This window comes from Streptomyces sp. NPDC056479 (assembly GCF_042795335.1).
Lineage (GTDB): Bacteria > Actinomycetota > Actinomycetes > Streptomycetales > Streptomycetaceae > Streptomyces.
Genome location: NZ_JBHTRZ010000003.1, coordinates 44,061 through 68,699, shown reverse-complemented (window position 1 = coordinate 68,699; position 24,639 = coordinate 44,061). Strand labels below are relative to the sequence as shown.

Sequence of the window (24,639 nt, the reverse complement as noted above, 5' to 3'; positions counted from 1 at the left end):
GTCAGATACCCCCGTCGACGTTGAGGGTCTCGCCGGTGATGTACGCGGCGGCGTCGGAGAGCAGGAACAGCACCGGGCCCGCGAGTTCCTCGACGGTGCCGAGGCGGGCGAGCGCGGTCTTGCGGGAGTAGGTGGCCCGCAGCCCGTCGGCGCGGTCGGCGGGCATCGTGGCGAAGGCCTCGGTCTCGATGACGCCGGGAGCGACCACGTTGACCCGGATGCCCTGCGGGCCGAGTTCCTTGGCGAGGGAGCGGGTCAGCCCGATCATGGCGGCCTTGGCGGCGGTGTAGTGGGCGCGCAGCGGTATGCCCGCGGCGGCTCCGCGCGAGCCGATGTTGACCACCGAGGAACCGGCGCCGAGCAGCGGCAGCGCCTGCTGGATGATCCGGTAGGCGGCCGTGAGGTTGGTGTCGAGGATCCGCGCCCACTCGTCGGCGGGCAGCTCCGCGAACGGGATGTGGCTGATCACACCCGCGTTGTTGACGACCCCGTCGAGCCGCCCGAAGCGGTCCTTGGCCTCGCCGACGAGGCGGTCGACCTCGGCGGTGTCGCCGACGTCCGCGCGGATCACGTGGTGGTCACCGGCGGTCTCCTTCAGCGCGGCGGTCAGGCTGTCGACGGCCTCGCTCTCCTGCCGGTAGCAGGTGAGGACGTCGGCGCCGGCCTGTGCGGCGGCGAGGACGATGCCCCGGCCGATGCCCCGGGTGCCTCCGGTGACGAGCAGTTTCCTGCCGTGCAGTGCGAGTTCCACTGGGATTACCTCCTTGGCTGGGCCGCGGCTCACACGCAGCCGTCGACGTGGATGTTCTGGCCGGTGACGTATCCGGCGTGGTCGCTGACGAGGAACAGCACGGCCTGGGCGATGTCGTCGACGGTGCCGAGCCGGCCGAGCGCGGTGAAGGAGGCGAAGGTGGCGCGCTGCCGCTCGGCCTCCTCGGCGGGCAGCTCGTCGAGGGCCTCGGTGGCGATACGGCCGGGGGAGACCGTGTTGACGCGGATGCCGAGCGGTCCGAGCTCCCGGGCCAGCGAGCGGGTCATGCCGACCAGCGCGGACTTGACGGCGGTGTAGTGGACGCCGCCGGCCATGCCGATGAAGGCGACCGTGGAGCCGATGTTGGTCACCGAGGAGCCGGCCGAGAGCAGCGGCAGGGTGCGCTGGGTGACCAGGTGGGCGGCGGTGAGGTTGCCCTGGAGGGTGGCGGCCCACTCGGCGGGTCCGAGTTCGGCGTACGGCTGGGGCCGGAACGCCCCGGCGTTGTTGACGACGGCGTCCAGTCCGCCGAGGCTCGCCCGGCAGGCGGCGGCCAGCCGGTCCACGTCCGTCTCGTCGGCGGCGTCGGCCCGCAGCACCTGGTGCTTGCCGGGGGTGCCGGCGAGTTCCTCCTCCAGGGTGGCCACGGCCTCGCCGGGAGTGCGGTAGCAGGTGACGACGTCGGCCCCGGCCCGGGCCGCGGCGAGGACGATGCCCCGGCCGATGCCGCGGCTGCCGCCGGTCACCAGGACGCGCTTGCCCTGGAGTTGCCGGCCGGCCCGGGCCGCGGTCTCCACCTTGGCCTTGATCAGCCGCATCTGGACGGCGGTGTTGCGGTTGAGCCTGGCGGTCATCCCGGCGTCGTCGATCGGGGCGTCGGGCTTCATCGCGAAGTCCTGGATCCAGCGCATCCGTACGCCGCCGGGCACCTCCTCGTACTCCCAGCGGATGTTCATGTACGCGAAGGGGCCGGTCTCGACCCGGCGGGCCACGACGGTGCGGGTGGCCGGGTCGGGGGTGCGCTCGGAGACCCAGCTCCAGACCGTGCCGTTCTCGTCCGGGTGCAGGGCGAGCCGGAAGGTGACGGTGTCGCCGTCCTGACCGAGGATCTCGGCGGAGGCGTACTCGTTGAACAGCCGTGGCCAGGAGGCCACGTCGTTGGTCATCGTCCACACCAGGTCCATCGGTGCCTCGACGACGATCGCGTTGTCGGTGTGTCCTGCCATCAGACGCGGGCCTCCCTGAGCCGGGCGTGGACATAAGCGAGGGCCTCGGCGGGGCTCTGGGTATGCGCGAGGTCGCCGTCGGGGATCTGGATGTCGTACTCGCGCTCGATGCGGTTGACGAGCTCCAGCAGGGCGAGGGAGTCGTAGCCGAGGTCGGCGAACGCGGTGTCGGCGAACTGGTCGCCGTCCAGGTCGGTCTGCTCGTCCACGCCGCCGCTGGCTCGGAGGATGCGGCGTAGGTCGTCGAGGGTGAACTCCGGCATGAGGAGCCGCCTTTCGTTACGTCGTGGGTGGTGGGCCGGTCACTTGGTGGGGGCCTCGCGGTCGCCCGCGCCTACCACCAGGGCGGACGTGAAGCCGCCGTGGCCGCGGGCGAGCACCAGGGCCGTCCTCGGGTCTGTCTGGCGGGGGCGGTCCAGGACCAGGTCGATCTCGCAGCCGGGGGCCGGCCGGGCGAGCCCCGCGGTGTGCGGGACGACACCGGCGCTCAGGGCGAGCAGCGCGGTGGCCACGTCCAGCGCGGCGCCGCCCGCGTAGAGGCGCCCCGTGAGGGTCTTCGGCGCGGTCACCGGTACGGCGCCGGGGCCGAAGACCTCGGTGATGGCACGCGCCTCGGCGAGGTCCTCGGCGGGCGTGCCGGCGGCGTCGGCGAAGACCATGTCGACGTCGCCCGGGGTGAGCCCGGCGTCGGTGAGGGCCCGCCGGACCACGGAGGCCAGCACGGAGTGCCGCGCGGTGGTGCCGTCCGCCGTGGGGTCGAAACCGGCCGCGTAGCCCAGGAGTTCGCCGTACGCCGGGACCCCGCGGGCGCGTGCCGCCTCGGCGCTCTCGACGACGAGGATGGCGCCGCCCTCGCCCGGGACGAAGCCGGAGGCGGCCGCGTCGAAGGGCAGATAGGCGCGGGCGGGATCGTCCTCGGTGGACAGCCGGCCGGTGGACAGCTGCGCCACCAGTCCGTACGGGCACAGCGAGGCGTCGGTGCCGCCGCTGAGCACGAGCCGGGAGCCGGTGTCCAGCAGCCGCCGGGACTGGCCGAGGGCGTCGAGGCCGCCGGCCTGCTCACCGCAGATCACCCCGCAGGGGCCGCGCATGCCGTGCCGGATGGAGACCTGGCCGGTGGTGGCCGCGTAGAACCAGGCGATGGACTGGTAGGCGCCGACCCAGGAGGAACCCTTCTGGTAGAGGTTCTCCATCTCGTGCTGTCCGAACTCGGTGCCGCCCGAGGAGCTGGCGGTCACCACCGCCATCTCGTACTCCGGCAGGGTCGCCGGATCGGTGGCGGCGTCCGCGAGGGCGTCCTCGGCGGCGGCCAGCGCGAAGTGGGTGAAGCGGTCGGTCTGCGGGACGAGCCGTCCCGGCACCTGTTCGCCGACGCGGAATCCGGGGACCTCCCCCGCCACTTGGACGGGGTAGCCGGTCGGGTCGAAGCGGGTGATCCGGCCGAGGCCGCTCTTGCCCGCGAGCACCGAGTCCCAGTGCCGGGCGGCGCCGATCCCGGTGGGGGCGACCACGCCGAGGCCGGTGACCACGGACCGGCCGCGGCGGCCGGGGCGTATGCCGGAGGCGCTCATGCCGCCTCCCGGTACGCCCCGGCGGGCCGGCCCAGGACCATCGCCGTCTGGAAGCCGCCGAAGCCGCTGCCCACGCTGAGCACCCGGTCCATACGGTGCTCACGGGCCGTCACCGGCACGTAGTCGAGGTCGCACTCGGGGTCGGGCGTGGACAGGTTGGCCGTCGGCGGTACGACCTGATGGCGCAGGGCCAGGGCGCAGGCGGCGATCTCCAGGGAGCCGATGGCGCCGAGCGAGTGCCCGATCATCGACTTGATGGAGCTGACCGGCACCTCGTGCGCCCGCTGTCCGAGACTGCGCTTGAAGGCGGCGGTCTCATGCCGGTCGTTCTGCTTGGTGCCCGAGCCGTGCGCGTTGATGTAGTCGATGGCGCCGGGGTCGAGCCGCGCCCGGTCCAGGGCGACCCGGACGGCCTCGGCCATCTCCCGGCCGTCGGGCTTGAGTCCGGTCATGTGGAAGGCGTTGCTGCGGCCGGCGAAGCCGAGGATCTCGGCGTACACGGTGGCGCCGCGGCGCCTGGCCGACTCCAGCTCCTCGATCACCATGACGGCGGAGCCCTCGCCCAGAACGAAGCCGTCGCGCCGTCCGTCGAAGGGCCTGGAGGCGTGTTCGGGGTCGTCGTTGTTGGCGGTGGTGGCCTTGATGGCGTCGAAGCAGGCGGAGGTGATCGGCGACAGCGGGGCGTCGGTGGCGCCGGCGAGCACGATGTCGGCCGTGCCCTCCTCGATCAGCTGGACGCCGTGTCCGATGGCGTCCAGGCCCGAGGTGCAGCCGGTGGAGATCAGCGCGACCGGCCCCTCGGCGCCCGCCTGCCGGGCCACCTCGACGGCGAGAGTGCTGGGCACCATGTAGCCGTACAGGTGGGGAACGCCGTAGCGGTGGTCGACCAGCCACTCACGGCCGCCGTCGGAGAGGACGGCGTACTCCTCCTCCAGGCCCATGGTGCAGCCGACGGCGCTGCCGATGCTCACGGCGACCCGTTCCGGGTCGGCGCCGGGCAGTTCGACGCCGCTGTCCGCGACGGCCTCGCGGGCGGCGACGACCGCGAACTGGCCGGCCCGGTCCATACGGCGGGCCTCCTGCGGGGTGAGTCCGGCGGCGAGCGGGTTGAAGTCGCACTCGGCGGCGACCTGGGAGCGGAACCCCGCCGGGTCGAACAGGCTGATGCGGCGGGTGGCGGTGCGGCCGGCGGTGAGCAGGTCCCAGTAGGCGTCCCGCCCGATCCCGCCGGGCGCGACGGCGCCCACCCCGGTGATCACCGCGCGTCGGTGCCCGGCCGTCATCGGGCCGCCCCCACATCGGGATTGCCCGCGGACTCGTCGATCGGCTGTTCGGTGTCGACGTGGCCCAGTTCGGGGCGCGGTGCGAGCGGGGAGAGGTGGAAGACCGCCTCGGCCGGCACGGACCCGGTGTTCACCAGGCGGTGGCGCACCCCGATGGGCACCAGCAGCGAGTCGCCGGGGCCGAGTACGACCGGGGTGCCGCCGTCCAGGGTCATCTCCAGCCGGCCCTGGACGACGTGCAGGAACTCCTCGGAGTACGGGTGGAGGTGCTCGGTGACGTGATGGCCGGGGGCCAGTCGCAGCACTCCGCCGAAGCCCGAGGTGCAGCCCACGGTCTTGGGGCTGAGGGTGACGCGGATGTCGCCGCCGCGCTTGGTGTTGGCGGCGACCTCGTACACGGAGACCCTGGTGGTGGCGGGGGCGCTCATCGGCCACCGCCCAGGTTCGCCGAGCGCGGGGCGCTGGTCTGCGGGCCCTGCTGGGGCGTCCAGGAGTAGAAGGGGACGGCCATGGCGTCCTTGGGCTCGCGCCAGTCGGGGTCGTAGGGCGAGATGAACTGGCCGAGCCGGGTGTTGATCTCCTCGTAGAGCGGGTGGCTGCGCGCCTTGTACAGGTTCGGCGCGATGTCCTCGTCGGCCTCCACCAGATGGAAGTACAGGTTGTGGAACGCAAACAGCGTCCGCCTCGACACCCCCACCAGATGCGGCAGTTCGGTGCTGTCCGAATCGGCGAAGACCTGAGCGACGCCCTCGGCGTCGGCGAGGTCCATCCTCGCCACGATCAGCGTTCGGTGCACGATGTCCTCCGGCTTGTCGGTTCTGTGTTCACCCTGGTCGGCTGGGGTCGAGACGCTCTCGAAGGCGCCTGGAGAACCGCTGACGGCCCCGCGTGCGGCGGACGGGACACAGCACGACGGCCCGCCGCACCTGGGGTGCGGCGGGCCGTCGAGGAGGTGCTGCTACCGGCCTACGTCGGCCTTCAGCAGGGTGACGCCGGAACCGGTGCCGGCGACTGCGCCGACCCCGGCGGTCCGGCCGGTCGGTACGCCGCTCACGGACGTACCCCGCAGCAGGAGGATCAGGGCCTGCCGGGTGAGCCGGGGCACGGAGTACAGGAGCTCGGCGTCCGGTGTCAGGTGTTCCTGGACGAGGTGGACATCGACGAGGTATTCGAGGAGCGTCTCGGCGTCACCGATGCCGGGACGCAGCCGTGCCACCACCTCGTCGAGGCTCCAGCGGCCGCGCTCGCGCTGGAGCAACAGGCGCAGCAACTCCCGGGAGCAGTCGGGCAGATGCCGGTGGCTGGCCGCCACCGTCGTCATCAACGACTGGGTTCCGGCGGGGAGTTCGAGCAGCATCCGGTGGTTGCCGCGCAGCCGCAGCGCCAGCCGGGCCGCCGACCAGCCGGGCCGCGCGGTGAGCCGGCCGGCCACCGCCCTGATCGCCAGGGGGAGTCCCTCGCACAGCTCCATCAGCTCCTTCACCGCCGCGGGGTCCTCCTGCCGGGAGCGCTTCCCGGCGACCCGGTCGTAGAGCTGGAGGGACTCCTCGGGGCACAGGGCGGGGAGCACGATCTTGCGACCGGTGGAGAGGCTGTGCGCCCGGTAGCGGTTGGTGGCGATCACCGCGCAGCCGGAACCGCCCGGCAGGACGGCACGGATCTGGGAGGCGGTGAGCGCGTCGTCGACCACGACCAGCACCCGGCGGTCGGCGGTCCAGGTGCGGAAGAGCCGGCTGAGCTCGTCAAGCCCGGTGGGCTGTGCCTCGCGCTGGATGCCACAGGCGGTGAGACAGGCCGACAGCACGTCGGCGAGCTGCTGGGAGCCCTCGCCGACGGCGGACAGGTCGATGAAGAGCTGTCCGTCGGGGAAGCGCGGGCGCAGCCGGTGCGCGGCACGCACGGCGAAGGCGCTCTTGCCGACGCCGGGCGGACCGTGCACCTCCACGACCCGCATGCCGGAGCTGGTCCGGTCCGCGCCCAGGAAGGTCTCCAGCTGGGCGAGTTCCCGTTCCCGTCCGACGAAGTCACCTGCGTCGGCGGGAAGCTGGGCCGGGCCTGGCACGGGCCGGCGCCCGGCGGGCGCGGCCTCGGTCGTGGCCGGGACCGGTCCCCTGAGGTTGCCGCGGTCCGCGAGCACCTCTTGGTGGAGCCGCTGGAGCTGCGCGGAGGGTTCCAGTCCGAGTTCCTCGACGAGATGGCTGCGCAGGGTACGGAAGGTGTTGAGGGCGTCCGGGCGGCGGCCGCAGCGGTGCAGGGCCCGCATCAGCTGTCCGGCGAACGCCTCGTGGGTGGGGTGCGCGCGGAAGGCCTCGGACAGCTCGTCCAGCACTGCGTGGTGACGGCCGAGTTCGAGTTCCAAGGAGAAGCGCTGTTCCTGGACGCTCTTACGGCGTTCCTCCAGCTGGGTCGACCAGGCCGACAGCCGGCGTCCGGTGCTGACGTCGACCAGGGCTCCGCCGTGCCAAAGAGAAAGCGCCTTCTTGAGCGTGCGGGCCGCCTCCAGCTCACCCGCGCCGGTACGGAGCTGTGCCATGCCCTGTTCGGTGAGCTGGTCGAACCGATAGGCGTCCACCGACTGCTTGTCGTCCAGCCGCAGTTCGTACCCACCCACTCTGGTCAGGATTGCGGGGCAGCTGTGCGGTGGACGGGATCCGAAAGGCGCGCCGTGCTGTTCTGTGGCCAACAGCAACCTGCGGCGCAGTTGATAAATGTAGGTTTGCAAGGTGGTCAGCGCGCTGAGCGGTGGGCGGTCCTCCCACAGCTCCTCGCACAGCTGGTCCACGCTGACCAGCGAATTAGCATTGAGCACCAGCAGGGCCAGCACCTGACGCAGCTTGGGGGCCGACGGTGTAACGTCCTCCCCGTTCCTGCGTATTCGCATGGAGCCCAGCAGACCGATCTCTATCACTGCATTCCCCCTGAGTGCGCCACCTTTGTGGGGTGACGGCCATCGGCTATTCACCTTCCTGCGTCACTCATTTCCGGGCGAAACATTTCCCGCGCCGACGGCTCGAAAAATTACCTGCCCTTTACTCGAGAAAACGGTTTCGCCGAAAAGAAGTTGAATCCAGCAAAACCCCTGCGCCGCCCTGGCAAAGGAATGTCTTATTTCCGTTCCTCGCCTTGCCCGCATTCTATGGCTACGCGCACATGGATGACAAGATGCACATTTATGCTGGGGGTGTGACGTCCGGTCCCCTCACCCCTCACAGACTCAGCTCGACCCGGTACTCCGCCAGCCAGGTGTTCAGCTGGAGCACCATCTCCATGCTCGCCCGCTCCACCCACGCGAAGGCACCGCTGGGGGCCGCCGCCGCGCCCAGCGCCGCCCGGGTCGCCTCGGCGTCCAGCAGCGGGGCGACCGGTGCCGCCCGGTCCTCGGCCACGTCCCCGAAGCGGTGGCGCACGAACTCGCCGTACGCCGCCTCCTGGACGGTCGGATAGGCGCTCTTGGGCCGGTTGAGCACCCGCTCCGGCAGCAGATCGGCGACGGCGGCCCGCAGCAGGCTCTTCTCCTGGCCGTTCACCCGCTTCAGCTCGGCCGGCACGTTGTACACGTACTCCACCAGCGCCCGGTCGCAGAACGGCGGGCGCAACTGCACCCCGTGCGCCATGCTCATCCGGTCGGCGCGGTCCAGGTGGGTCGGGGCCCACCGGGTCAGCGCCAGATAGGTGACCTCGCGCGCCCTGCGCTCGGCGGGGCTCTCCCCGGCCACCTGCGGGACCTCGGTGAGCGCGTCGCGGTAGTGCTGGTCGGCGTACTCCATGAAGTCCAGCTCCTTGCGGAGCGTACGGTCCACCAGCGAGCAGCCAAGACCGCCCGCGGCGGCGTCGTGCCCGCGCTCGAAGGAGACCCACGGGAAGGTGGTGGAGTTGCTGTGCGCCGCGTCGTACGCCCAGAAGTAGCCGTTGAACACCTCGTCGGCGGTCTCCCCGGAGAGCACGGCCGTGATCCCGGCGCCGCGCAGCGCCTCGAAGAACAGCAGCAGCGACACGTCCATGTCGCCGAGCGGCGAGGGCACGTCCTGGCTGCGCAGGGCGGCGGCGTGCGTCCGCGGGTCCGCGAGCGCCGACGGCTCCAGCAGGATCTCGGTGTGCTCGGACCCGATGTGCTCCGCCGCGAGGGCCGCGTAGGGGGCGTCGGGGGTGGCGCGCATGGTCGGGTGCGGCTCGAAGTTCTCCGCGTAGCCGGTGAAGTTCACCGAGAACGACCTCAGCCCGCGCCCCGCCGCCCGCCGCTCCCCGGCCGCGAGCGCGGTCAGCGCGCTGGAGTCGATCCCTCCGGAGAGCATCGCGCCGACGGGCACGTCCGCGCGCAGATGCGTCGCCACCGCCTCCGACAGCAGCCGGCGCACGGTGGCGACCGTGGTCTGAAGGCTGTCGGTGTGCGGGCGGGCGGGCAGCGACCAGTAGCGCCGGTGTCCGGTGCCCGGCGCCCGCACGGTCATCGTGTGGCCGGGCAGCACCTCGCGCGTGCCCCGGAACACCCCGGTGCCGGGCTTGCGGCTGTGCGCGAACAGCTCCCGCAGTCCGTCGGCGTCGACCACCGGCCGTACCGCCGGATGCGCCAGCAGTGCCTTGGGTTCGGAGCCGAAGATCACCCCGGACGGGGTCAGGAAGTAGCACAGCGGCTTCACCCCCAACCGGTCGCGGACCAGCAGCAGTTCCTGCCGCCGTACGTCCCACACGGCCAGGGCGAACAGGCCCTCCAGCCGGTCCGGGAACGCGGCGCCCCACTCCAGATAGGCGTGCAGCGCCACCTCCGCGTCGCCGTCGCCGGTGAACCGGTGGCCCTTGGCGGCCAGTTCACGGCGCAGCTCCACGTGGTTGGTGACACTCCCGTCCAGGGTCAGCACGGCCACCGGACTCCCGGCCTCCGACTCCACGACGGCCGGCTGCCCGGCGTGCTCGCGGTCGAGCAGGGCGAGCCGCCGGTGGGCCAGCGCGGCATGCCCCTCGATCCACTCGCCCGAGCCGTCGGGGCCGCGGTGCGCGAGCGCCGCCGCCATCGCCCGTAGGGTGGGCGCCTCCGGTGTCAGGTCCCGCTCGAAGTCCACCCAGCCGGCGATTCCGCTCATCGTGGTGTCCTCTCGTTCTCCGCGTCTGATGTGGGTGCGCTGCTCTCGTCCGGGACGGGGGTGACGTGGGTGACCTCCACCAGGGAGAGCCCCTGCCCGGCCACGGCCTCCCGGAACTCGGCGAGTCCGGGCCCCCCTTCGCCGCGCACCGCGATTCCGAGCCGGCGTGGGGCCGCCTCCCCGTAGCGGCGGTACAGCTCCAGATAGCCGCGCGCGGTGCGCTCCGCGTCATCGACCAGCGCGAACCGCACCGGTCGCCGCTGCCCGCGCCAGGTCAGCTCGCCCGCCGAGCCGCCCGCGAAGTTGTGCCGCCAGCCGCTGCCGGTGGCCACCACCAGCGCGCCGCCGAGGGTGTGTACCCCGGCGGGCACGGTGTACGGCCGCCCGCTGCGCCGTCCCGTGAAGTGCAGCAGCGCGAGCCGCTCGGCCACCGGACCGGGCTCGGGGCGGGACAGCAGCTCCCGCATCCGGACGTCGGCCGCCGCCCGCTCCGCCCCCTCCGGCAGATCACGTACGACGACGGGGGTCACGACAGCACCACCGCGGCGGCCGTCAGCGCACAGCCCGCGATCGCGAGGCAGGTGCGCACCAAGTGCCAGTCCCGCCAGGCCGGGCGGGGGTCCCGCCAGCCGGGGCCCAGGTCCTCGGGCCGGGTCCGCTTGACCGTCCGGTTGATCGGCACGTTCCGGGTCTGCGACACCACGGCCACCCCCGCCATACAGAGGGCGGCGGCCGCGAACAGCACCCGGGGGCCGTCCGACGCCCGTACCGCGAGCCCCACGTTCACGGCCGTGGAGCCGGTGACGATGAACGGCATGATCCGGTCGTAGCGCCTGCCGAGCAGGATGTGCGTGGACACGTACCGCTCCGGGGTCATCGCGATCAGCGCGGGCATCACGCTCACCGCGACCGCGAAGAGCACCCCCGCCACCAGGCCGGTGCCCGTCAGCACCAGCACACTCAAAGCCTCCACCACCGCTTCCGCCCTCCTTCGAGCCTTCCGCCGCACCTAGGGGCCGTCCGGCGGATCAGTGCAGCCGGCCTGATCCGCCTGACAGCCCCTGGTGCCTGGATCGACTCGAACCTCTCAGCCACCCCTGGGACGGCACTCGAATCCGCCTGGGAGCGCGCCGCCGTGCACAGGTTCCGTTCGCCCGCGCCGCGAGCCCGGTTCGAGGCCCCGGGTGTTGCATCGGCCCGCCGAAACCGAACGCATTCCCTTAACCCTTCGAGGAGCCGGCATGGCGGACGAGACGACCGAAGTACTCATCGTGGGCGGCAGCATGGTGGGCCTCGCCCAGGCCCTGTTCCTCGCCCGGCAGGGCATCCGGGCGCTGCTGGTGGAGCGGCACGCGGAGATCTCGGCGCACCCCCGGGCGCAGGCCGCGAGCCCGCGGACCATGGAGCTGCTGCGCGCGCTCGGCCTGGAGGACGCGGTACGGGCGCGGGAGAACCCGCACGCCCAGTACGGCGACATCCTCCAGGCCGAGTCCCTCACCGGGGCCGAACTCGGGCGATTCGACGGGCCGTTCCGCTTCGACCCGCACGAGGTCGGCACCACCGGCTGGACCCTGATCGGGCAGGACCGGCTCGAACCGGTGCTGCGGGAGGGGGCCGAGGAGCTCGGCGCGGACATCCGGTTCGCCACGGAGATGACGGGGTTCACCCAGGACGCGGAGGGCGTCACGGCCGTCCTGCGCGACCTGGGCGACGGCTCCGAACGGACCGTGCGCGCGCGGTACCTGGTCGCGGCCGACGGCTCACGGGCGCCGATCCGCACCTCGCTCGGCATCGGCCATCACGGACAGGGCGTGTTCGGCGGGCAGATGAACATCGTCTTCCACGCCGACCTCGACCCCTACGTGGCAGAGCGCACCTTCTTCCTCTGCTTCGTCAGCAACCCGACCGTCAAGGGCGTGCTCGGCAAGCTCGGCGGCGCCGACTCCGACCGCTGGGTGCTCGCTCCGAGCCTGCCGCCCGGGGCCGATCACCGCGCCTACGGCACCGAGGACTGCGTGGAGCTGGTGCGGGCCGCCGTGGGGGTGCCCGATCTGCCGGTCGCGGTGGAGTCCGCGACGAGCTGGGAGATCGCCGCCTGGGTGGCGGACCGCTTCCGCTCCGGGCGGGTGCTGCTGGCCGGTGACTGCGCGCACGTCATGCCGCCCACCGGAGGGTTCGGCGGCAACATGGGTATTCAGGACGCGCACAACCTGGCCTGGAAACTCGCGCGGGTGCTGCGCGGGGAGGCGGGTCCCGGCCTGCTGGACACCTACGAGCAGGAGCGGGCGCCGGTCGCCGAGTTCACCGTCGACCAGGGCGTCATCCGCTACCTCCAGCGCAGCGGCCTCGACGAGGCGGCCGCGGCCCGGCACCGTCCCGAGACCACGGTGCTGTTCGGCCACGTGTACCGATCGGACGCCGTCCTCGGCGAGGCCGGCGACGACGACACCGCCGTGATCGAGGACCCGACGGCCCCCAGCGGCCGCCCCGGCACCCGCGCTCCCCACCTTCCCCTGGTCCGCCAGGGCAAGGAGATCCCCCTCCACGACCTCCTCGACGGCGACTTCTGGCTTCTCACCGGCCCGAACGGCACCGTCTGGCAGGAGCCCGCGGCAACGCTCGGCCTCTCCTTCCACCGCGTGGGCGCGGAGGAATCCCCCGAGGTCGCCGAGCGCTTCCTCACCCGCTACGGCCTCCAGGACACCGGCGCGGTCCTGCTCCGCCCGGACGGATTCATCGCCTGGCGCGGCACCGACCTGCCGGAGAACCCCGCCGAGTCCCTGACGACGGCCCTCGACAAGGTGTTGCACCGCACCGCGAGCTAGTGCCCCGACAGGCAACGGGCCACAGGTTCCGCCCTCCGCACACACCACGGCCGCGGCGCTCCAGGACGGAGCACCGCGGCCGTTCGATGCGCTCGAGCGCCTACACCCGGTCCAGAATGGCCCGCAGGGCCGCGACCGCCGCGCGATCAACAGGCCCGCTGCGCCCCGCGGTCGTACGCCACCCGACGAACCCGTCGGGACGGACCAGAACCGCCCCACCGGCCAGCAGGCCGTACCGGCGGCGGAAGGACCCGTCCTGGTCCCACAGCCTGGTGCCACGACCGATGCGGACGACCTTCAGGTCGACTCCCAGCCGCGCGGCCTCCTGCTCCACCGCCCCGGTCCACCGCCCCGTCACCTCGTCCGCGAGCAGAGTGAACCCGTCGCCGTACAGATCGATGACGGACACCGGCCCCTCGGGACCGTCGAGCTGGAGATGCGGGGCCCGCGCTCCGGGCCGGGCGCCGGGATGCGAAGGGTCCTCCACGATCGCATCGGGCGCCCCCTCCTCCGTGGCGAAGGCCCCGGAGCGGTAGCAGTACCCGAACGTCATGGTCGTCTCGTCCAACAGCTCCGCGGCGACCTCCTGGTACTGCTTGCCGTCGCGCACCGCGAACCGCAGCAGCGCCTGCCGGACCGTCTCCTCGGCCACCGGCCGCCGCTCGGCGTCGTAGCTCTCCAGCAGCTTGGGGCCGGCCGTGCCGGACAGCACCAGGGCCAGCTTCCAGGCCAGGTTGTACGCGTCCTGGATGCCGGTGCTGGCGCCGAACGCCCCGGTGGGCGGCATGACATGGGCGGCGTCACCGGCGACGAAGACCCGGCGGGTCGCGAAGGTGTCCGCCACGCGCGCGGAGATGTCCCACGCGGGCATGTCCACCGACTCGATCTTCAGCGGCAGGTCCGGCACCCCGACCGCGGCCCGCACCAGGGCGGTGCAGCGTTCCTCGGTGAAGTCCTCGGCGCGCTGGCCCTGTTCGGGGAAGAAGGAGACGTTGATGACCCAGCGGCGGTCGTTGTCGATGGGGATGATCGTGCCGCGCACCTCGGGGTTGTTGACGTACGCCGCGATGATCCGGCGGCCGCGCAGCGCCTCGGTCAGGTCGGCCTCGAAGAAGAAGCTGACGAGGTTGGTGATGGTGCCCCGGCCGTGGGCCCCGATGCCCAGCATCTCGCGCAGCGGGCTGCGGCTGCCGTCGGCCGCGATCACGTACTCGGCGTGGATCTGCGAAGTCGCGCCGGTGGACAGGTCGGTGGTGTCGACCAGCACGCCGGCCCCGTCCTCCTCGTACTCCTGGATCGCGTCGACCCGGGTGGAGAAGCGGACGTCCGCGCCGGCCTCGACGGCCCGCTCGCGCAGGATCGGCTCCAGTTGGTTCTGGTCGATCAGCGTCCACTGGGTGGGGCTGATCCGCCCGATGTCCTCCGGGGAGGCGTTGGGCATCCGTACGCGTTCCTTGCCGGCGAGGCTCTCGACGTGCACCAGGTCGGTGTTGCCGGAGATGGGGGAACGCCCGGCCCGTACCCGCTCCTCCATGCCGACCGCGCGGTACAGCTCCATGGTCCGCGGGTTGATGGCGCGGGCCTTGGGGTGGGTGGAGGTGTCGGGGTGGCGTTCCACCAGGGTGGCGGAGACACCGTGGTGGGCGAGGAAGACCGCCGCGGACAGTCCGGTCAGCCCGCCTCCGACGATGAGGACAGGGGTCCGGTGCGGCTTCATGCTGCCTCCTTGTGGGCGGTGACCAGGGTGTGGGTGCCGAGCAGGGGCTGTGCGTCGCCGTCGGTGAAGCCGGCCCCGCGCAGCCAGGCCCGGCAGTCCGCGACCCGGTACTCGGAGCCGTCGGGGCTGACCAGCCGCATGTGCAGGCTGCTCAGCAGCCGCTCCGGGTCGCTGCGGTCGTCGTCGATCATCCGGTCGTAGACGAGGACCGTGCCGCCGGGCCGCACCGCCTCGAAGACCCGGCCGAGCAGCTCGCGCCGTCGGGCGGTGTCGAAGCCGTGCAGGATGTGGCCGAGGACGACGACGTCGGCCGGCGGGATCGGGTCGGTGAAGAAGTCGCCGCCGGCGAAGGTGACCCGGTCGGTCAGGCCCAGGCCGCCGATGTGCTCGGTGAACAGCGGCCGCGTCCGCTCCAGGTCGAAGCAGGTCGCCTCCAGATGCGGGTGCGCCCCCACCAGTACGGCCGCGAGGTTGCCGCGCGCGCCGCCGAGGTCGACGAACGAGGAGTGGCGGCCCCAGTCGAGGCGGCGGGAGAGTTCGGCGCCCATCCGGTCGCTGTACGCGTCGAGTCCGGCCAGGAACCGCTTCATCTTGGCCGGGTCCTTGTGCCGGTCCCCGACGAAGCCGCCCTTGTCCGGGTCGAGGTGCTGGGGCTCGCCGGAGCGCAGCGCCTCGGTGAGCCGGCCCCAGGTGCCGTACAGCGTCTCGTTGGTGAGCTCGACGAAGCCTCCCAGGTAGGAGGAGCCGTCCGGCACCAGATAGGCCTGCGCCAGCGGGGAGTTGCGGTAGCGGCCCTCCGTGCGCTCCAGCAGACCGAGCCCGACCAGGGCGTCCAGGAAGTCCGGAACCATGCGGTGGTGCGTCCCGGTACGCCGGGCCAGCTCGGCCGCGTCGGCGGGACTTCCGTCAAGCGCGCCGAACACGCCGAGGGTCACGGCGCTGTGCAGCACCTTGGCGGCGCAGTCGGCAATGGTCAGCCGGATCAGCGGTCCGGGGTCGACCGCCGGGGCCGTCTGCGGGTCTTCGGTCGTTGTCACACGAGCCTCCTGGTCTGCCTATGCCTGTTCTTCGGCCTGCGTCCTGCGTCGTACGGCTGTGCAGTGCCGACGATGGTCGCGAGCCGTCGATTCGGGCTCGAAAGGCGCTGAAGGGCGGCCGGGGGCAGCCAGGCCGACGCACGCGAGCCGCCCTCCGGGGGAGGGCGGCTCGCGGGGCGGCGGGTGAAGAGAGGTCAGTTCTCCTCGGCGGCCGCCTCATGACCCTGGTGGTCCTCGCCACGCAACGGGAGGTTCTTCATCGTCAGGGCGGCCAGCAGCCCCAGGAGGAGGACCGGTACGGCGGTGAGGAACACGGGGGTGAGCGCGGCGGCGTACGACTGCTCCACGGCGTTGCGTACGGGCTCGGCGAGTCGGTCCAGTGTCTCGGTCGAGGACAGCGCGTCGGGGTCGATGCCGCGCAGCGCGTCCGGGGGCGTCCGGTCGGCGATCTCCTCGGTGAGCCGGTTGTAGAAGATCGAGGCGAACAGGGAGATGCCCACGGTGGTGCCCAGCTGCCGGGCGAAGGACACGGTGGCGTGCACCGCACCGATGTCGTCGCGGGGCGCGGTGTTCTGCGCGGCCATGGTGAGCACCTGCATGTTCAGTCCGGCGGCGACGCCGAAGAGCAGCATGTAGCCGATGACCACGGCACGGGGGGTCCCCGTGTCCATGGTGGCCAGCAGCAGCGCGCCCACGATGCCGACGGCCATGCTGAGGACGGGATACCACTTGTAGCGCCCCGTCTTGGTGATCGCCGTGCCGCTGACGACGGAGGAGGCGACCAGGCCGAACATCATGGGCAGCAGCACCACACCGGACATGGTCGGGCTGGCGCCGGTCACCACCTGGATGTAGATCGCCAGGAAGTTGACCGAGCCGAGGAAGACGATGCCCGCCGCGACGCTCACCAGCACGCTGACGCTGAAGGTGGAGTCGCGGAACAGGTGCAGCGGGATGACGGGTTCGGCGGCCCGGCGCTCGGCGGCGACGAACCCCACGGCGAGCAGCACCGCGCCCACGGCGAGCCCGAGGATGCGCCAGTCCAGCCACTCGTACTTCACTCCGCCCCAGCTCGCGGCCAGGGTGAGCGCGACGATCGCGGTGCTGAGCAGGACGAAGCCGGTGTAGTCGATGTGCGCGGGGCGCTCGACGCGGGGCAGGTGCAGACAGGTGGAGACCAGCACCAGGATCACGATGCCCACGGGCAGGTTGATCAGGAAGACCCAGTGCCAGCTCAGCAGGTCGGTGAGAGCGCCGCCGACGGCGGGCCCCGAGAGCGCCGCGAGCGCGAAGACGATGCCGAACAGGTTGAAGTACTTGGCGGCCTCGCGCGGGTTGAACAGCTCCCCGATGATGGCGAGCACGGAGACGAAGAGGCCGCCGGCGCCGATGCCCTGCACGGTGCGGAACAGGATGAGCTGGTCCATGGACTGGGCGGCGCCGCTCAGCGCGGAGCCGGCCAGGAACACGGCGACGGAGATCAGGAAGATCTTCTTCCGGCCGAAGAGGTCGCCGAGCTTGCCGTAGAGGGGCGTGGTGACGCTGGCGGCGATGATGTACGCGGTCGTCACCCAGGCGAACACGTCGAGACCGCCGAGGTCCCCGACGATGCGGGGCAGCGCGGTGGCCACGATCTGCGAGTCCAGCATGGCCAGGAAGACGGCCAGCAGACAGGCGGCGATGACGGGTCGGATCCGGGTCTGGGGTGGGGAGCCGACAGCGCTGAGCGGGCTGTCTGTCCCTGTGGTCCGGGAGGGCACGGTGATTCGCCTTTCGGGCTGGAGTGGGTGCCATCCCCGTCCCGCCGGCCGGGGTCGGCCGGGGTCGTCTGCGGTGTGGGATCCGTCAGGGGATCGCTGTGGACTGCGTTGGACCGCGCCGTACGGCACGAGTGCCTCTCGTGCCGTACGGCGGGTGGCCGGTCCCGAACGGGGGATGATCGTGACCGGCCACGTCGGACGGGAGGCGGCGGGTCGCCGGTCCCGCGTCAGGGGACGAGGACGACCTTGCCGAGCTGGGCCCGGGCCTCCATCAGTTCGTGCGCCTTGACGGCCTCGTCGAGACCGAGCCGCTCGTGGACGATCGGGCGGACCTTGCCGGTGGCGATCATGTCGAGCAGGTCGCGCTGTCCGGCGGCGATGGCCTCGGGCTTGTTGTAGAGCATGGCGTACAGGGCGAATCCGGCCACGGTCTTCATCCGGCTGAGCATCAGCGGGTGGATGGGCTGGATGTCGCCGCTGGCCGAGCCGTAGAAGACCAGCCGGCCGAACTGGGCGGTGAGGGCGACGCTCTTGGTGAGGATGTCGCCGCCGACGGTCTCCAGGACGACGTCCACGCCCCGGCCGTCGGTCGCGGCCCGTACCTGCTCGTCCCAGTCGTCGTCGGTGTAGTTGACGGTGACGTCGGCACCGAGGTCACGGACGAAGTCCAGCTTGGCCTGCGTACTGGCGGTGGCGATCACCTTGCCCGCGCCCATCGCCTTGGCGATCTGCACGGCGAGGTGGCCGACGCCCCCGGAGGCGGCGTCGATCAGGATCGACTCGCCGGGCCTGAGCTGACCGGACTCCTTGATGGCGTGGTACGCGGTCTGGGCCGGGCTGGGCAGCAGGGTCGCCTCGGCGGCATCCATGCTGTCCGGGATGGTGATGGCCCAGGCGGCGTCGGCGGTGACGTAGTCGGCGTAGGCGCTGTGGTCGACGTCGACGACGACACGGTCCCCGACGCTGAGGGTGGTCACGTCCTCGCCGAGTGCCTCGACGACGCCGGCGACATCGCCGCCGGGGGCGCCGGGCAGCGTGGCGTGGCCGCCGATCGGGATGCCCTGACGGCGCTGGACCTCGGCGAACGTGACACCGACGGCCTCGGAGCGGATCAGCACTTCGCCCGGTCCGGGCTGCGGCTTCTCCGCCTCTTCCACACGCAGCACCGAGGGGGCCCCGTGCTCGTGGTGGCGGACGATGCGCATGGTGTTCTCCCAACTAGGAGGTGTTGTCGAGCCGCGGATGGTCGTCGCGCGGCTCCGCCCAGGGATCCGGGTTACATGGTTTACCGACAGCAATTACATGCTGTCGTGCACGCATTTGTCAAACTGCACATCGATGATTCGATGCATTGTCTGAAACAGGGTCAGGGAACGAGCACCACACGGCCGAGCTGGGAGCGCGACTCCATCAGCTCGTGCGCGGCCGCGGCGTCCTTCAGCGGCAGCTCGGCGTGGACGACGGGACGGACCTTGCCGGAGGTCACCATGTCCAGCAGCTCCCGGGCACCCTCGGCCATGACGTCCGGCTTTTCGCCCATCACGCCCCACATGCTGAAGCCCATGACGATGCGGTTGTTGAAGATGTCGCCGACCTCGATGGCCGGCAGCTCGCCACCCGCCGCGCCGTAGACCACCGTCCGCCCGAACTGGGCGGTGAGGTTCACGGACTTGGTGAGGATGTCGCCGCCGACGGTCTCCAGGGCGACGTCCACGCCCCGTCCGCCGGTCGCGGCGCGCACCTTCTCGTCCCAGCCGTCCTCGCCGTAGTCGACGGTGACGTCCGCGCCGAGCGAGGCGGCGAAGGCCAGCTTCTCCGCTCCGCGGGCGGCGGCGATGATCTGCCCCGCGCCGAGCGCCTTGGCCATCTGGACCAGCAGATGGCCGATACCGCCCGCGGCGGCGGTGATCAGCACGGACTCACCGGGCTGGAGCTTCGCCGCCGTGGTGATCACGTGGTAGGCGGTCTGGCCGGGGATGGGCAGCGAGGTGGCCTGACCCGCGTCGATCCCCTCGGGGACGGCGAACAGCCAGTCGGCCTGGGTGACGACGTACTCGGCGTACCCGTCGGCGGCGACACCGGTGACCACCCGGTCACCGACGCTCACCTGGTCGACGCCCTCACCGAGGGCCTCGACGACGCCCGCGACATCACCGCCCGGCGAGCCGGGAAGCGTGGCGGGACCGCCGACCGGGATGCCCTGACGGCGCTGGCACTCGGCGAAGTTGACCCCGACCGCCTCGGTGCGGATCAGCACCTGGCCGGGACCGGGGACAGGGGTGTCGGCCTCTTCGGACCGCAGCACCGAAGGGGCGCCGAACTCGTGGTGTCGGACGATGCGCATGGACGTACTCCTCTTTCTCTTGGTTCTGTTGGTTCTTTTGGTTTTCTTGCGTGCGTTACGGGGGTGCGGGGATGGGGCACGAGCCGGGTCAGGCCGGTGTGAGTTCGACGAGCGAGCGCACCGGTCCCAGGCCGACCACTCGGCGCAGCAGGAGCCCGGCGGTGGCCGCCAGCTCGCGCAGCTGCTCGGTGGTGCGCATCCGCCCGCCCAGATAGACGAGCATCCGCAGGTCCAGATCGGTCTGGTCGGTCTGGACGTCGAGCAGGCCTTCGAGGACCATCACCCGGCCGCCCGGACGGACGGCCTCGGCGCAGCGCCGGAGGATCTCGGCCGCTCGGTCGTCGGGCCAGTTGAGCAGGACGTTGGACAGCAGATACACGTCGCCGTCGGCGGGCAGCGGATCGAAGAAGCTGCCGACCACCGCACGGCAGCGCTCCTGAAGTCCCGCGGCCGCGAAGTCCCGCTCGGCCGCGGCCGCGGGCCCCTCCAGGTCGAGCAGGGTGCCCCGCGCGCCCGGGGTGGCGTCGACCACGGCCGCGAGCAGGTCACCGCTGCCGCCGCCCACGTCGACGACATGCCGTACGGCCTGCCAGTCGCCGTGGGCCAGCAGCTCGGGGACGACCCAGCGCATGCTCGCCGCCATCCGCCGCGCGAAGGCCTCCGCCAGCGCGCCGTCCGACTCGACGTCCGTCCAGAACTCCTGCCCGTACAGCGCGGAGTAGACGGGTGCGCCGGAGCGCACGGCGTCGAGCAGGCGGAACACCGCGGTCTCGCCCCGGCCGGTCGGGCCGTCCAGACGGAGCCAGTCGCGGCCCGACTCGGGGACGTCGTCGCGCAGCAGGACGCCGAGCTCGGTCGGTTCGTAGCCCCCGTCGGGGAGCGGGCGGTAGATCCCGGCGTTCACCAGGTGGCCGAGGAGCCGGCCCAGGGCGGCCGAGTCCACGTCCGCCTCACGGGCCAGCGTCTCGACCGTGACCGCTCCGGCGGCCATGTGGTCCGAGAGCCCGAGGGTGGCGGCCACTCTGATGGCCATGGGGGTGATCAGGTCACTTTTCTCCAATAACTCCTGCGACCAGGGGGGATTGCTCACTTCGTCCTCTCACGTGCACAAGCGGTGTGGGGGGTGTGGGGGGAGGTGCCGGGTCAGGCGGTGCCGAACCAGGTGGTGACCGCCGCGGACAGCGACTCCCGCAGCTCCGCCTCCGGCATGTCCCGGTCGGCGGCCCAGGCGACATAGCCGTCGGGGCGGACCAGCAGACCGGCCAGCTGCGGCTCCTGGGCGCACTCCGCCCGGACGTGCTGGAGCCGGCCCGCCCAGGAGGCGCCCGCGGCCCACTTCTCGTACACCTGGCCGATCTGTTGATCGCCGGTCAGGTCGAGCAGCAGACCGGTGCCGCGCTTCAGGTACTTGGGGAGGGGCCGGTCGCCGTCCTCGGTCTTCAGCTCCAGGTCGCGGGCGAAGTCGCCGAGCAGCCGGTGCTCGGGGCCGTCGATCGCGTAGCGGACGGTGACGCCGCTGAGCATCTCGGCGAGGTGCCGGTTCACCTGCTCCTTGCGCATGAGATCGGTGAAGAGCTCGCGCAGCGGGGTGACGTACGGGTCCGGGTTCATCAGCGCGATCTGCGCGCGGGTGTTGGCCAGCACCTTGCGGGCCGGTGCCTGGCGCTCGCGGTCGTAGCTGTCGAGCAGGCCCTCGGGAGCCCAGCCGTGCACCTCGGCGGCGAGCTTCCAGCCGAGGTTGAAGGCGTCCTGGAGACCGAGGTTGACGCCCTGGCCGCCGACCGGGAAGTGGGTGTGGGCGGCGTCGCCCGCGATCAGCAGCCGGCCCTCGCGGTAGCGGTCGGCCTGGCACGCGGAGTCGGTGAAGACCGACAGCCAGCGCGGCGAGTGCGCGCCGAGGTCGTCGCCCCAGATCTCGCGCAGGCTCGCGGTCAGCTCGTCCAGGGTGAGCTCGGCGCCGGGCTCACGGTCGGCCTCGAAGTCGAACGTGGACACCCGGTGGTAGGTGTCGTCGAGCGGCACGCAGAACAGCAGGCCGCGTTCGGTGCGCTCCATGCCCATGGGGGCGTTCTCGCGGTCGGCGAGGATCACGTCACCGAGCCGGGCGGTGACCCGGCCGCCGGTGCCGGGGAAGGCGATGCCGGCCTCCTGGCGGACCAGGCTGCGACCGCCGTCGCAGCCCACGGCGTACCGGGCGCGCAGGGTGTACGTGCCGTCGGGGCCGGTCACCTCGGCCTCGACGCCGGCGGCGTCCTGGCGTATCGCGGTGACCTCGTGACCTCGTCGGATCTCGGCGCCGAACTCGGCGGCACGCTCCTCCAGCAGGCGTTCGGTCCTGGTCTGCTCGGAGAGCAGGGCGTAGCCGTGCGCGCTGTCGAGGGTGGAGAAGTCGACCCACTCGTCCAGGCCGGCGAAGTGGCCGTTGTTCCAGGAGCGGGCGCCCTCGCGGAACCGTTTGAGCAGGCCGCGCCGGTCGAGCGACTCCAGGGAACGGGCGTGCAGCCCGAAGGCCTTGGAGTGCGGGGTGCGCTCGGGCAGCCGTTCGAGCACCACGGCCCGGACGCGGGAGATACGGAGTTCCGCGGCGAGCAGCATGCCGACGGGGCCGCCGCCGACGATCAGCACGTCGAAGTCGACGTCGGTGTCGTAGGCGATCTCGAAGTCGCGATCGGACTTCTCGGGGGGCACGGGATGGGACATGGGGTCGGGTTCCCTTCGATAGATGTTTACTGACAGGTATATGCTTAACGTCATGCAGTGGATTGAGAGCATACAGATGCTCGTCTGCCGTAATCAACTCGCTTAGAATGCGGACATGGACACTTCGACTCAGCCCCCGCCGCGGGCAGCGGATCTGCTCGACGCTGTCGGCCCGGCCTTCTCCCGACTGCGGCGCGCACAGGCGCTGAATGTGGAGAAGCAGGTGTCCCGCAAGGACTTCACCAGGACCCTGGTCCTCAACATCGTCCAGGACGGGCCCGACCAGGAGGGCCAGGAGATCACCGTCGGTGTCGTGGGCGAGCGGCTCGCCGTCGACCCCTCCGTGGCGAGCCGGATGGTCTCCGACTGCATCACCGCCGGCTATCTGATCCGCGCGGCCTCGCAGCGCGACGGCCGCCGTACGATCCTCCAGCTCACCCCGGAGGGGCACGAGACGCTCGCCCGCTTCCGCCGCCACCAGCGCGCGGCCTTCGAGCGCATCACCCAGGACTGGCCACAGGAGGAGCGGCTCGAATTCGCCCGCCTGCTCATCAAGTACGTCGACTCCGTGGGCGAGTTGCAGCAGGACTCGGGCTCCGCCTGACGCTCGGGCGAGCCCACGGAAAAGGTCCGCGGCGACGTCCGCCACGGACCCGGCCCGCTACTTCGTCCCGGTACGGGATCCCCGTACGAGAATCCTCCGCAGTACCGCTGACAGCACCGCGGTCTCCTCGCCTCCCGGGTCCGCGCCCGCAGACCGCCAGGCCACGACACCGTCCGGCCGTACCAGTACCGCGCCTTCGGGGCGCAGACCGCCGTAGCGCTCGGACCAGCTGCCCTCCGGGTCGGCCAGCGTGCCCGCCCCGCCACCCGTGCCCGGCACCACCCGGCGTGCCGTGAGTTTCAGGCCCAGCTCGGCGGAGGCGGAGACGGCGGCCGAGATCCACTCGCGACCGCGCTCCCCGGTCAGCAGGACGAAGTCCCGCCCGAAGAGGTCGAGCGTGGAGAGGGGTTCACCGCCCCGCGACAGCGCCGCGTACGGTGCCCTGGTCCCCGGCGCCCCGCGCAGCGCCCGCGGATCGGAGGCGACCGGAAGGTCCGCACCCCCCGGCTCCCCGGCGACCGCTTCGGAGCGGTACGCCTGGCCCGACGTCACCGTCACCGCGTCCGCGACGGCGGCCTGCTGCTCCGCGGTGGCGGTGCCGGAACGCAGGGCGAGCTGGAGGGATCCCTGCTCGGCCGTGTAGACCGCCACGGGCCGCCGCTCGGCGTCGTACGTGTCCACGAGGCCGGCCCCCGCGACGCCGTCGACCACCAGGGCGAGCTTCCAGGCGAGGTTGTGGGCGTCGGCGATACCGGTGTTGGCTCCGTAACCGCCGGTCGGCGGCACCACATGCGCCGCGTCCCCGGCGAGCAGCACCCGCCCGTGCACGAAGCCCTCGGCCACCTGCTCCGCCATGTCCCAGGGGAAGCGCGAACGGATCGTCACCTCGACCCCCGGCGCTCCTACGGCTGCCCCCACCAGCTCGGCACAGCGCTCGTCGGTGAAGTCCTCCAGGCTCTCGCCGTCCTCGGGCCGGTACCCGACGATCAGCGTGCCCCCGGTCAGGGTGTCGTCATGCACGAGGATGCCCGTGACCTGGGGATTCTTCACATGGACCACGCTGTAACGGCGCTCCCCCAGCACCGGGCGCAGATCCGCGCCGAACGCGATGCTCACATGACGGGACAGCACCCCGCGCCCCTGTCGGGGCACCTTCAGCGCCTCTCGCACGGTACTGCGCGGCCCATCGCAGGCCACCAGATAGGAGCTGCGGAAGGTACGGGTGCCGTCGGCGTCTCCGAGGACGGCGGTCACCCCCTCCGGGTCCTCGGTGAAGGACAACAGCTCCGTACCGAACCTGAGGTCGGCGCCGAGTTCCACGGCCCGGTCCCGCAGCAGCGGCTCCAACCGGTCCTGCGGCAGCAGAAGCAGCCGGGACGGGGTGAGGTCGCCGAGGTCGTCGTCGCCCTCCAGCTCCTCCTTGCTGAACAGCACCTCACCCGCCAGCGAGGTCACCCCGGCACGAGTGCGGTGCGTGGCGTACCCCGTGGCCTCCCGTACGGCCGCGTCCTCGACCCCGGCCTGACGCAGCAGTTCCCCGGTCCGGGGGTAGTAGCCGACGGCCCTCGGATGGATGGACGTGCCCGGATGGCGCTCCACCAAGGTGCAACGGACCCCGTGCCGGGCGAGGAACACAGCGGTGGACAGCCCGACGAGGCTGCCGCCGACGATCAGTACGGGTGCGCTGTCGGAAGGGTCGGAAGCGGAGGTCATCGCAAGGTCCCTCTCTCGGGTGTCGGCCTC

The 24,639-nt window shown here is 72.0% G+C and carries 20 protein-coding genes and 2 pseudogenes; 2 read left to right on the top strand and 20 right to left on the bottom strand.

All coding sequences use genetic code 11. The features are described 5' to 3' along the window. Position 1: 1 nt before the first annotated feature. The 12 genes and pseudogenes from ACFQ6S_RS11815 to ACFQ6S_RS11760 form a co-directional block, all read right to left on the bottom strand. Entirely contained in the window at positions 2-751 is a 750-nt protein-coding gene (locus ACFQ6S_RS11815) for an SDR family NAD(P)-dependent oxidoreductase (protein ID WP_383406731.1), read from the bottom strand. A 29-nt stretch (positions 752-780) separates the two neighbouring features. Continuing rightward, a pseudogene (locus ACFQ6S_RS11810) lies at positions 781-1,497 on the bottom strand (SDR family NAD(P)-dependent oxidoreductase); the annotation flags it as partial. Positions 1,498-1,527: 30 nt separating this feature from the next. Further along, positions 1,528-1,977 (bottom strand): annotated as a pseudogene (locus tag ACFQ6S_RS11805) (SRPBCC family protein); the annotation flags it as partial. Beyond that, on the bottom strand, positions 1,977-2,240 hold the full coding sequence (locus ACFQ6S_RS11800) for an acyl carrier protein (protein ID WP_383406728.1): 264 nt from the start codon (positions 2,238-2,240) through the stop codon (positions 1,977-1,979). The pseudogene ACFQ6S_RS11805 and the gene ACFQ6S_RS11800, both read right to left, overlap by 1 nt. 39 nt (positions 2,241-2,279) lie before the next feature. Further along, positions 2,280-3,548 carry a ketosynthase chain-length factor gene (locus ACFQ6S_RS11795; RefSeq protein WP_383406725.1) on the bottom strand — a complete coding sequence of 423 codons (1,269 nt, stop codon included), beginning with the start codon at positions 3,546-3,548 and terminating at the stop codon, positions 2,280-2,282. Beyond that, positions 3,545-4,831, bottom strand: coding sequence for a beta-ketoacyl-[acyl-carrier-protein] synthase family protein (locus ACFQ6S_RS11790; RefSeq protein ID WP_383406722.1), 1,287 nt, complete (start codon positions 4,829-4,831; stop codon positions 3,545-3,547). Before ACFQ6S_RS11790 ends, ACFQ6S_RS11795 begins: the two co-directional genes overlap by 4 nt. After that, entirely contained in the window at positions 4,828-5,259 is a 432-nt protein-coding gene (locus ACFQ6S_RS11785) for a cupin domain-containing protein (RefSeq protein ID WP_383406719.1), read from the bottom strand. Before ACFQ6S_RS11785 ends, ACFQ6S_RS11790 begins: the two co-directional genes overlap by 4 nt. Beyond that, positions 5,256-5,627, bottom strand: a complete 372-nt coding sequence (locus tag ACFQ6S_RS11780; RefSeq protein ID WP_383406716.1) for a TcmI family type II polyketide cyclase — start codon at positions 5,625-5,627, stop codon at positions 5,256-5,258. The genes ACFQ6S_RS11785 and ACFQ6S_RS11780 overlap by 4 nt, the downstream gene beginning before the upstream one ends. A 162-nt stretch (positions 5,628-5,789) precedes the next feature. Next, complete coding sequence (locus ACFQ6S_RS11775) at positions 5,790-7,712, bottom strand: BTAD domain-containing putative transcriptional regulator (RefSeq protein ID WP_383406713.1); 1,923 nt, start codon at positions 7,710-7,712, stop codon at positions 5,790-5,792. 325 nt (positions 7,713-8,037) lie between these two features. Then, on the bottom strand, positions 8,038-9,909 hold the full coding sequence (gene asnB, locus ACFQ6S_RS11770; protein ID WP_383406710.1) for an asparagine synthase (glutamine-hydrolyzing): 1,872 nt from the start codon (positions 9,907-9,909) through the stop codon (positions 8,038-8,040). Then, positions 9,906-10,439: a hypothetical protein gene (locus ACFQ6S_RS11765; RefSeq protein WP_383406707.1), complete on the bottom strand. Its 534-nt coding sequence runs from the start codon at positions 10,437-10,439 to the stop codon at positions 9,906-9,908. The genes asnB and ACFQ6S_RS11765 overlap by 4 nt, the downstream gene beginning before the upstream one ends. Further along, positions 10,436-10,885, bottom strand: a complete 450-nt coding sequence (locus tag ACFQ6S_RS11760) for a DUF1772 domain-containing protein (RefSeq protein ID WP_383406704.1) — start codon at positions 10,883-10,885, stop codon at positions 10,436-10,438. Before ACFQ6S_RS11760 ends, ACFQ6S_RS11765 begins: the two co-directional genes overlap by 4 nt. 265 nt (positions 10,886-11,150) lie before the next feature. Between ACFQ6S_RS11760 and ACFQ6S_RS11755 the strand changes: the two genes are divergently transcribed. Next, the gene (locus tag ACFQ6S_RS11755; protein ID WP_383406701.1) at positions 11,151-12,734 is read left to right on the top strand and encodes an FAD-dependent monooxygenase; all 1,584 of its coding nucleotides are present in this window, start codon (positions 11,151-11,153) and stop codon (positions 12,732-12,734) included. A gap of 100 nt (positions 12,735-12,834) precedes the next feature. Here the strand turns inward: ACFQ6S_RS11755 and ACFQ6S_RS11750 are convergent, their stop codons facing one another. The 7 genes from ACFQ6S_RS11750 to ACFQ6S_RS11720 all read right to left on the bottom strand — a co-directional run bounded on the left by ACFQ6S_RS11750 (position 12,835) and on the right by ACFQ6S_RS11720 (position 22,292). Then, on the bottom strand, positions 12,835-14,538 hold the full coding sequence (locus ACFQ6S_RS11750) for an FAD-dependent oxidoreductase (protein WP_383409189.1): 1,704 nt from the start codon (positions 14,536-14,538) through the stop codon (positions 12,835-12,837). Continuing rightward, complete coding sequence (locus tag ACFQ6S_RS11745; RefSeq protein ID WP_383406698.1) at positions 14,448-15,488, bottom strand: methyltransferase; 1,041 nt, start codon at positions 15,486-15,488, stop codon at positions 14,448-14,450. Before ACFQ6S_RS11745 ends, ACFQ6S_RS11750 begins: the two co-directional genes overlap by 91 nt. A gap of 194 nt (positions 15,489-15,682) precedes the next feature. Continuing rightward, positions 15,683-17,248 (bottom strand): MDR family MFS transporter, encoded by a 1,566-nt coding sequence (locus tag ACFQ6S_RS11740; RefSeq protein ID WP_383406695.1) that lies wholly within the window; start codon positions 17,246-17,248, stop codon positions 15,683-15,685. 227 nt (positions 17,249-17,475) lie between these two features. Continuing rightward, entirely contained in the window at positions 17,476-18,453 is a 978-nt protein-coding gene (locus tag ACFQ6S_RS11735; protein ID WP_383406692.1) for a zinc-binding alcohol dehydrogenase family protein, read from the bottom strand. Positions 18,454-18,614: 161 nt separating this feature from the next. After that, entirely contained in the window at positions 18,615-19,592 is a 978-nt protein-coding gene (locus tag ACFQ6S_RS11730; protein ID WP_383406689.1) for a zinc-binding alcohol dehydrogenase family protein, read from the bottom strand. An 88-nt stretch (positions 19,593-19,680) separates the two neighbouring features. Then, positions 19,681-20,625, bottom strand: a complete 945-nt coding sequence (locus ACFQ6S_RS11725; protein ID WP_383406686.1) for a methyltransferase — start codon at positions 20,623-20,625, stop codon at positions 19,681-19,683. A 110-nt stretch (positions 20,626-20,735) separates the two neighbouring features. Next, positions 20,736-22,292 (bottom strand): FAD-dependent monooxygenase, encoded by a 1,557-nt coding sequence (locus tag ACFQ6S_RS11720; protein WP_383406683.1) that lies wholly within the window; start codon positions 22,290-22,292, stop codon positions 20,736-20,738. Positions 22,293-22,407: 115 nt separating this feature from the next. Here ACFQ6S_RS11720 and ACFQ6S_RS11715 point away from each other — a divergent pair, with 115 nt between their 5' ends. Then, positions 22,408-22,896: a MarR family winged helix-turn-helix transcriptional regulator gene (locus ACFQ6S_RS11715; RefSeq protein ID WP_383406681.1), complete on the top strand. Its 489-nt coding sequence runs from the start codon at positions 22,408-22,410 to the stop codon at positions 22,894-22,896. 57 nt (positions 22,897-22,953) lie between these two features. On the opposite strand, the gene ACFQ6S_RS11710 is transcribed toward ACFQ6S_RS11715, so the two are convergent. After that, positions 22,954-24,609, bottom strand: a complete 1,656-nt coding sequence (locus ACFQ6S_RS11710; protein ID WP_383406678.1) for an FAD-dependent oxidoreductase — start codon at positions 24,607-24,609, stop codon at positions 22,954-22,956. Positions 24,610-24,639: the final 30 nt, after the last annotated feature.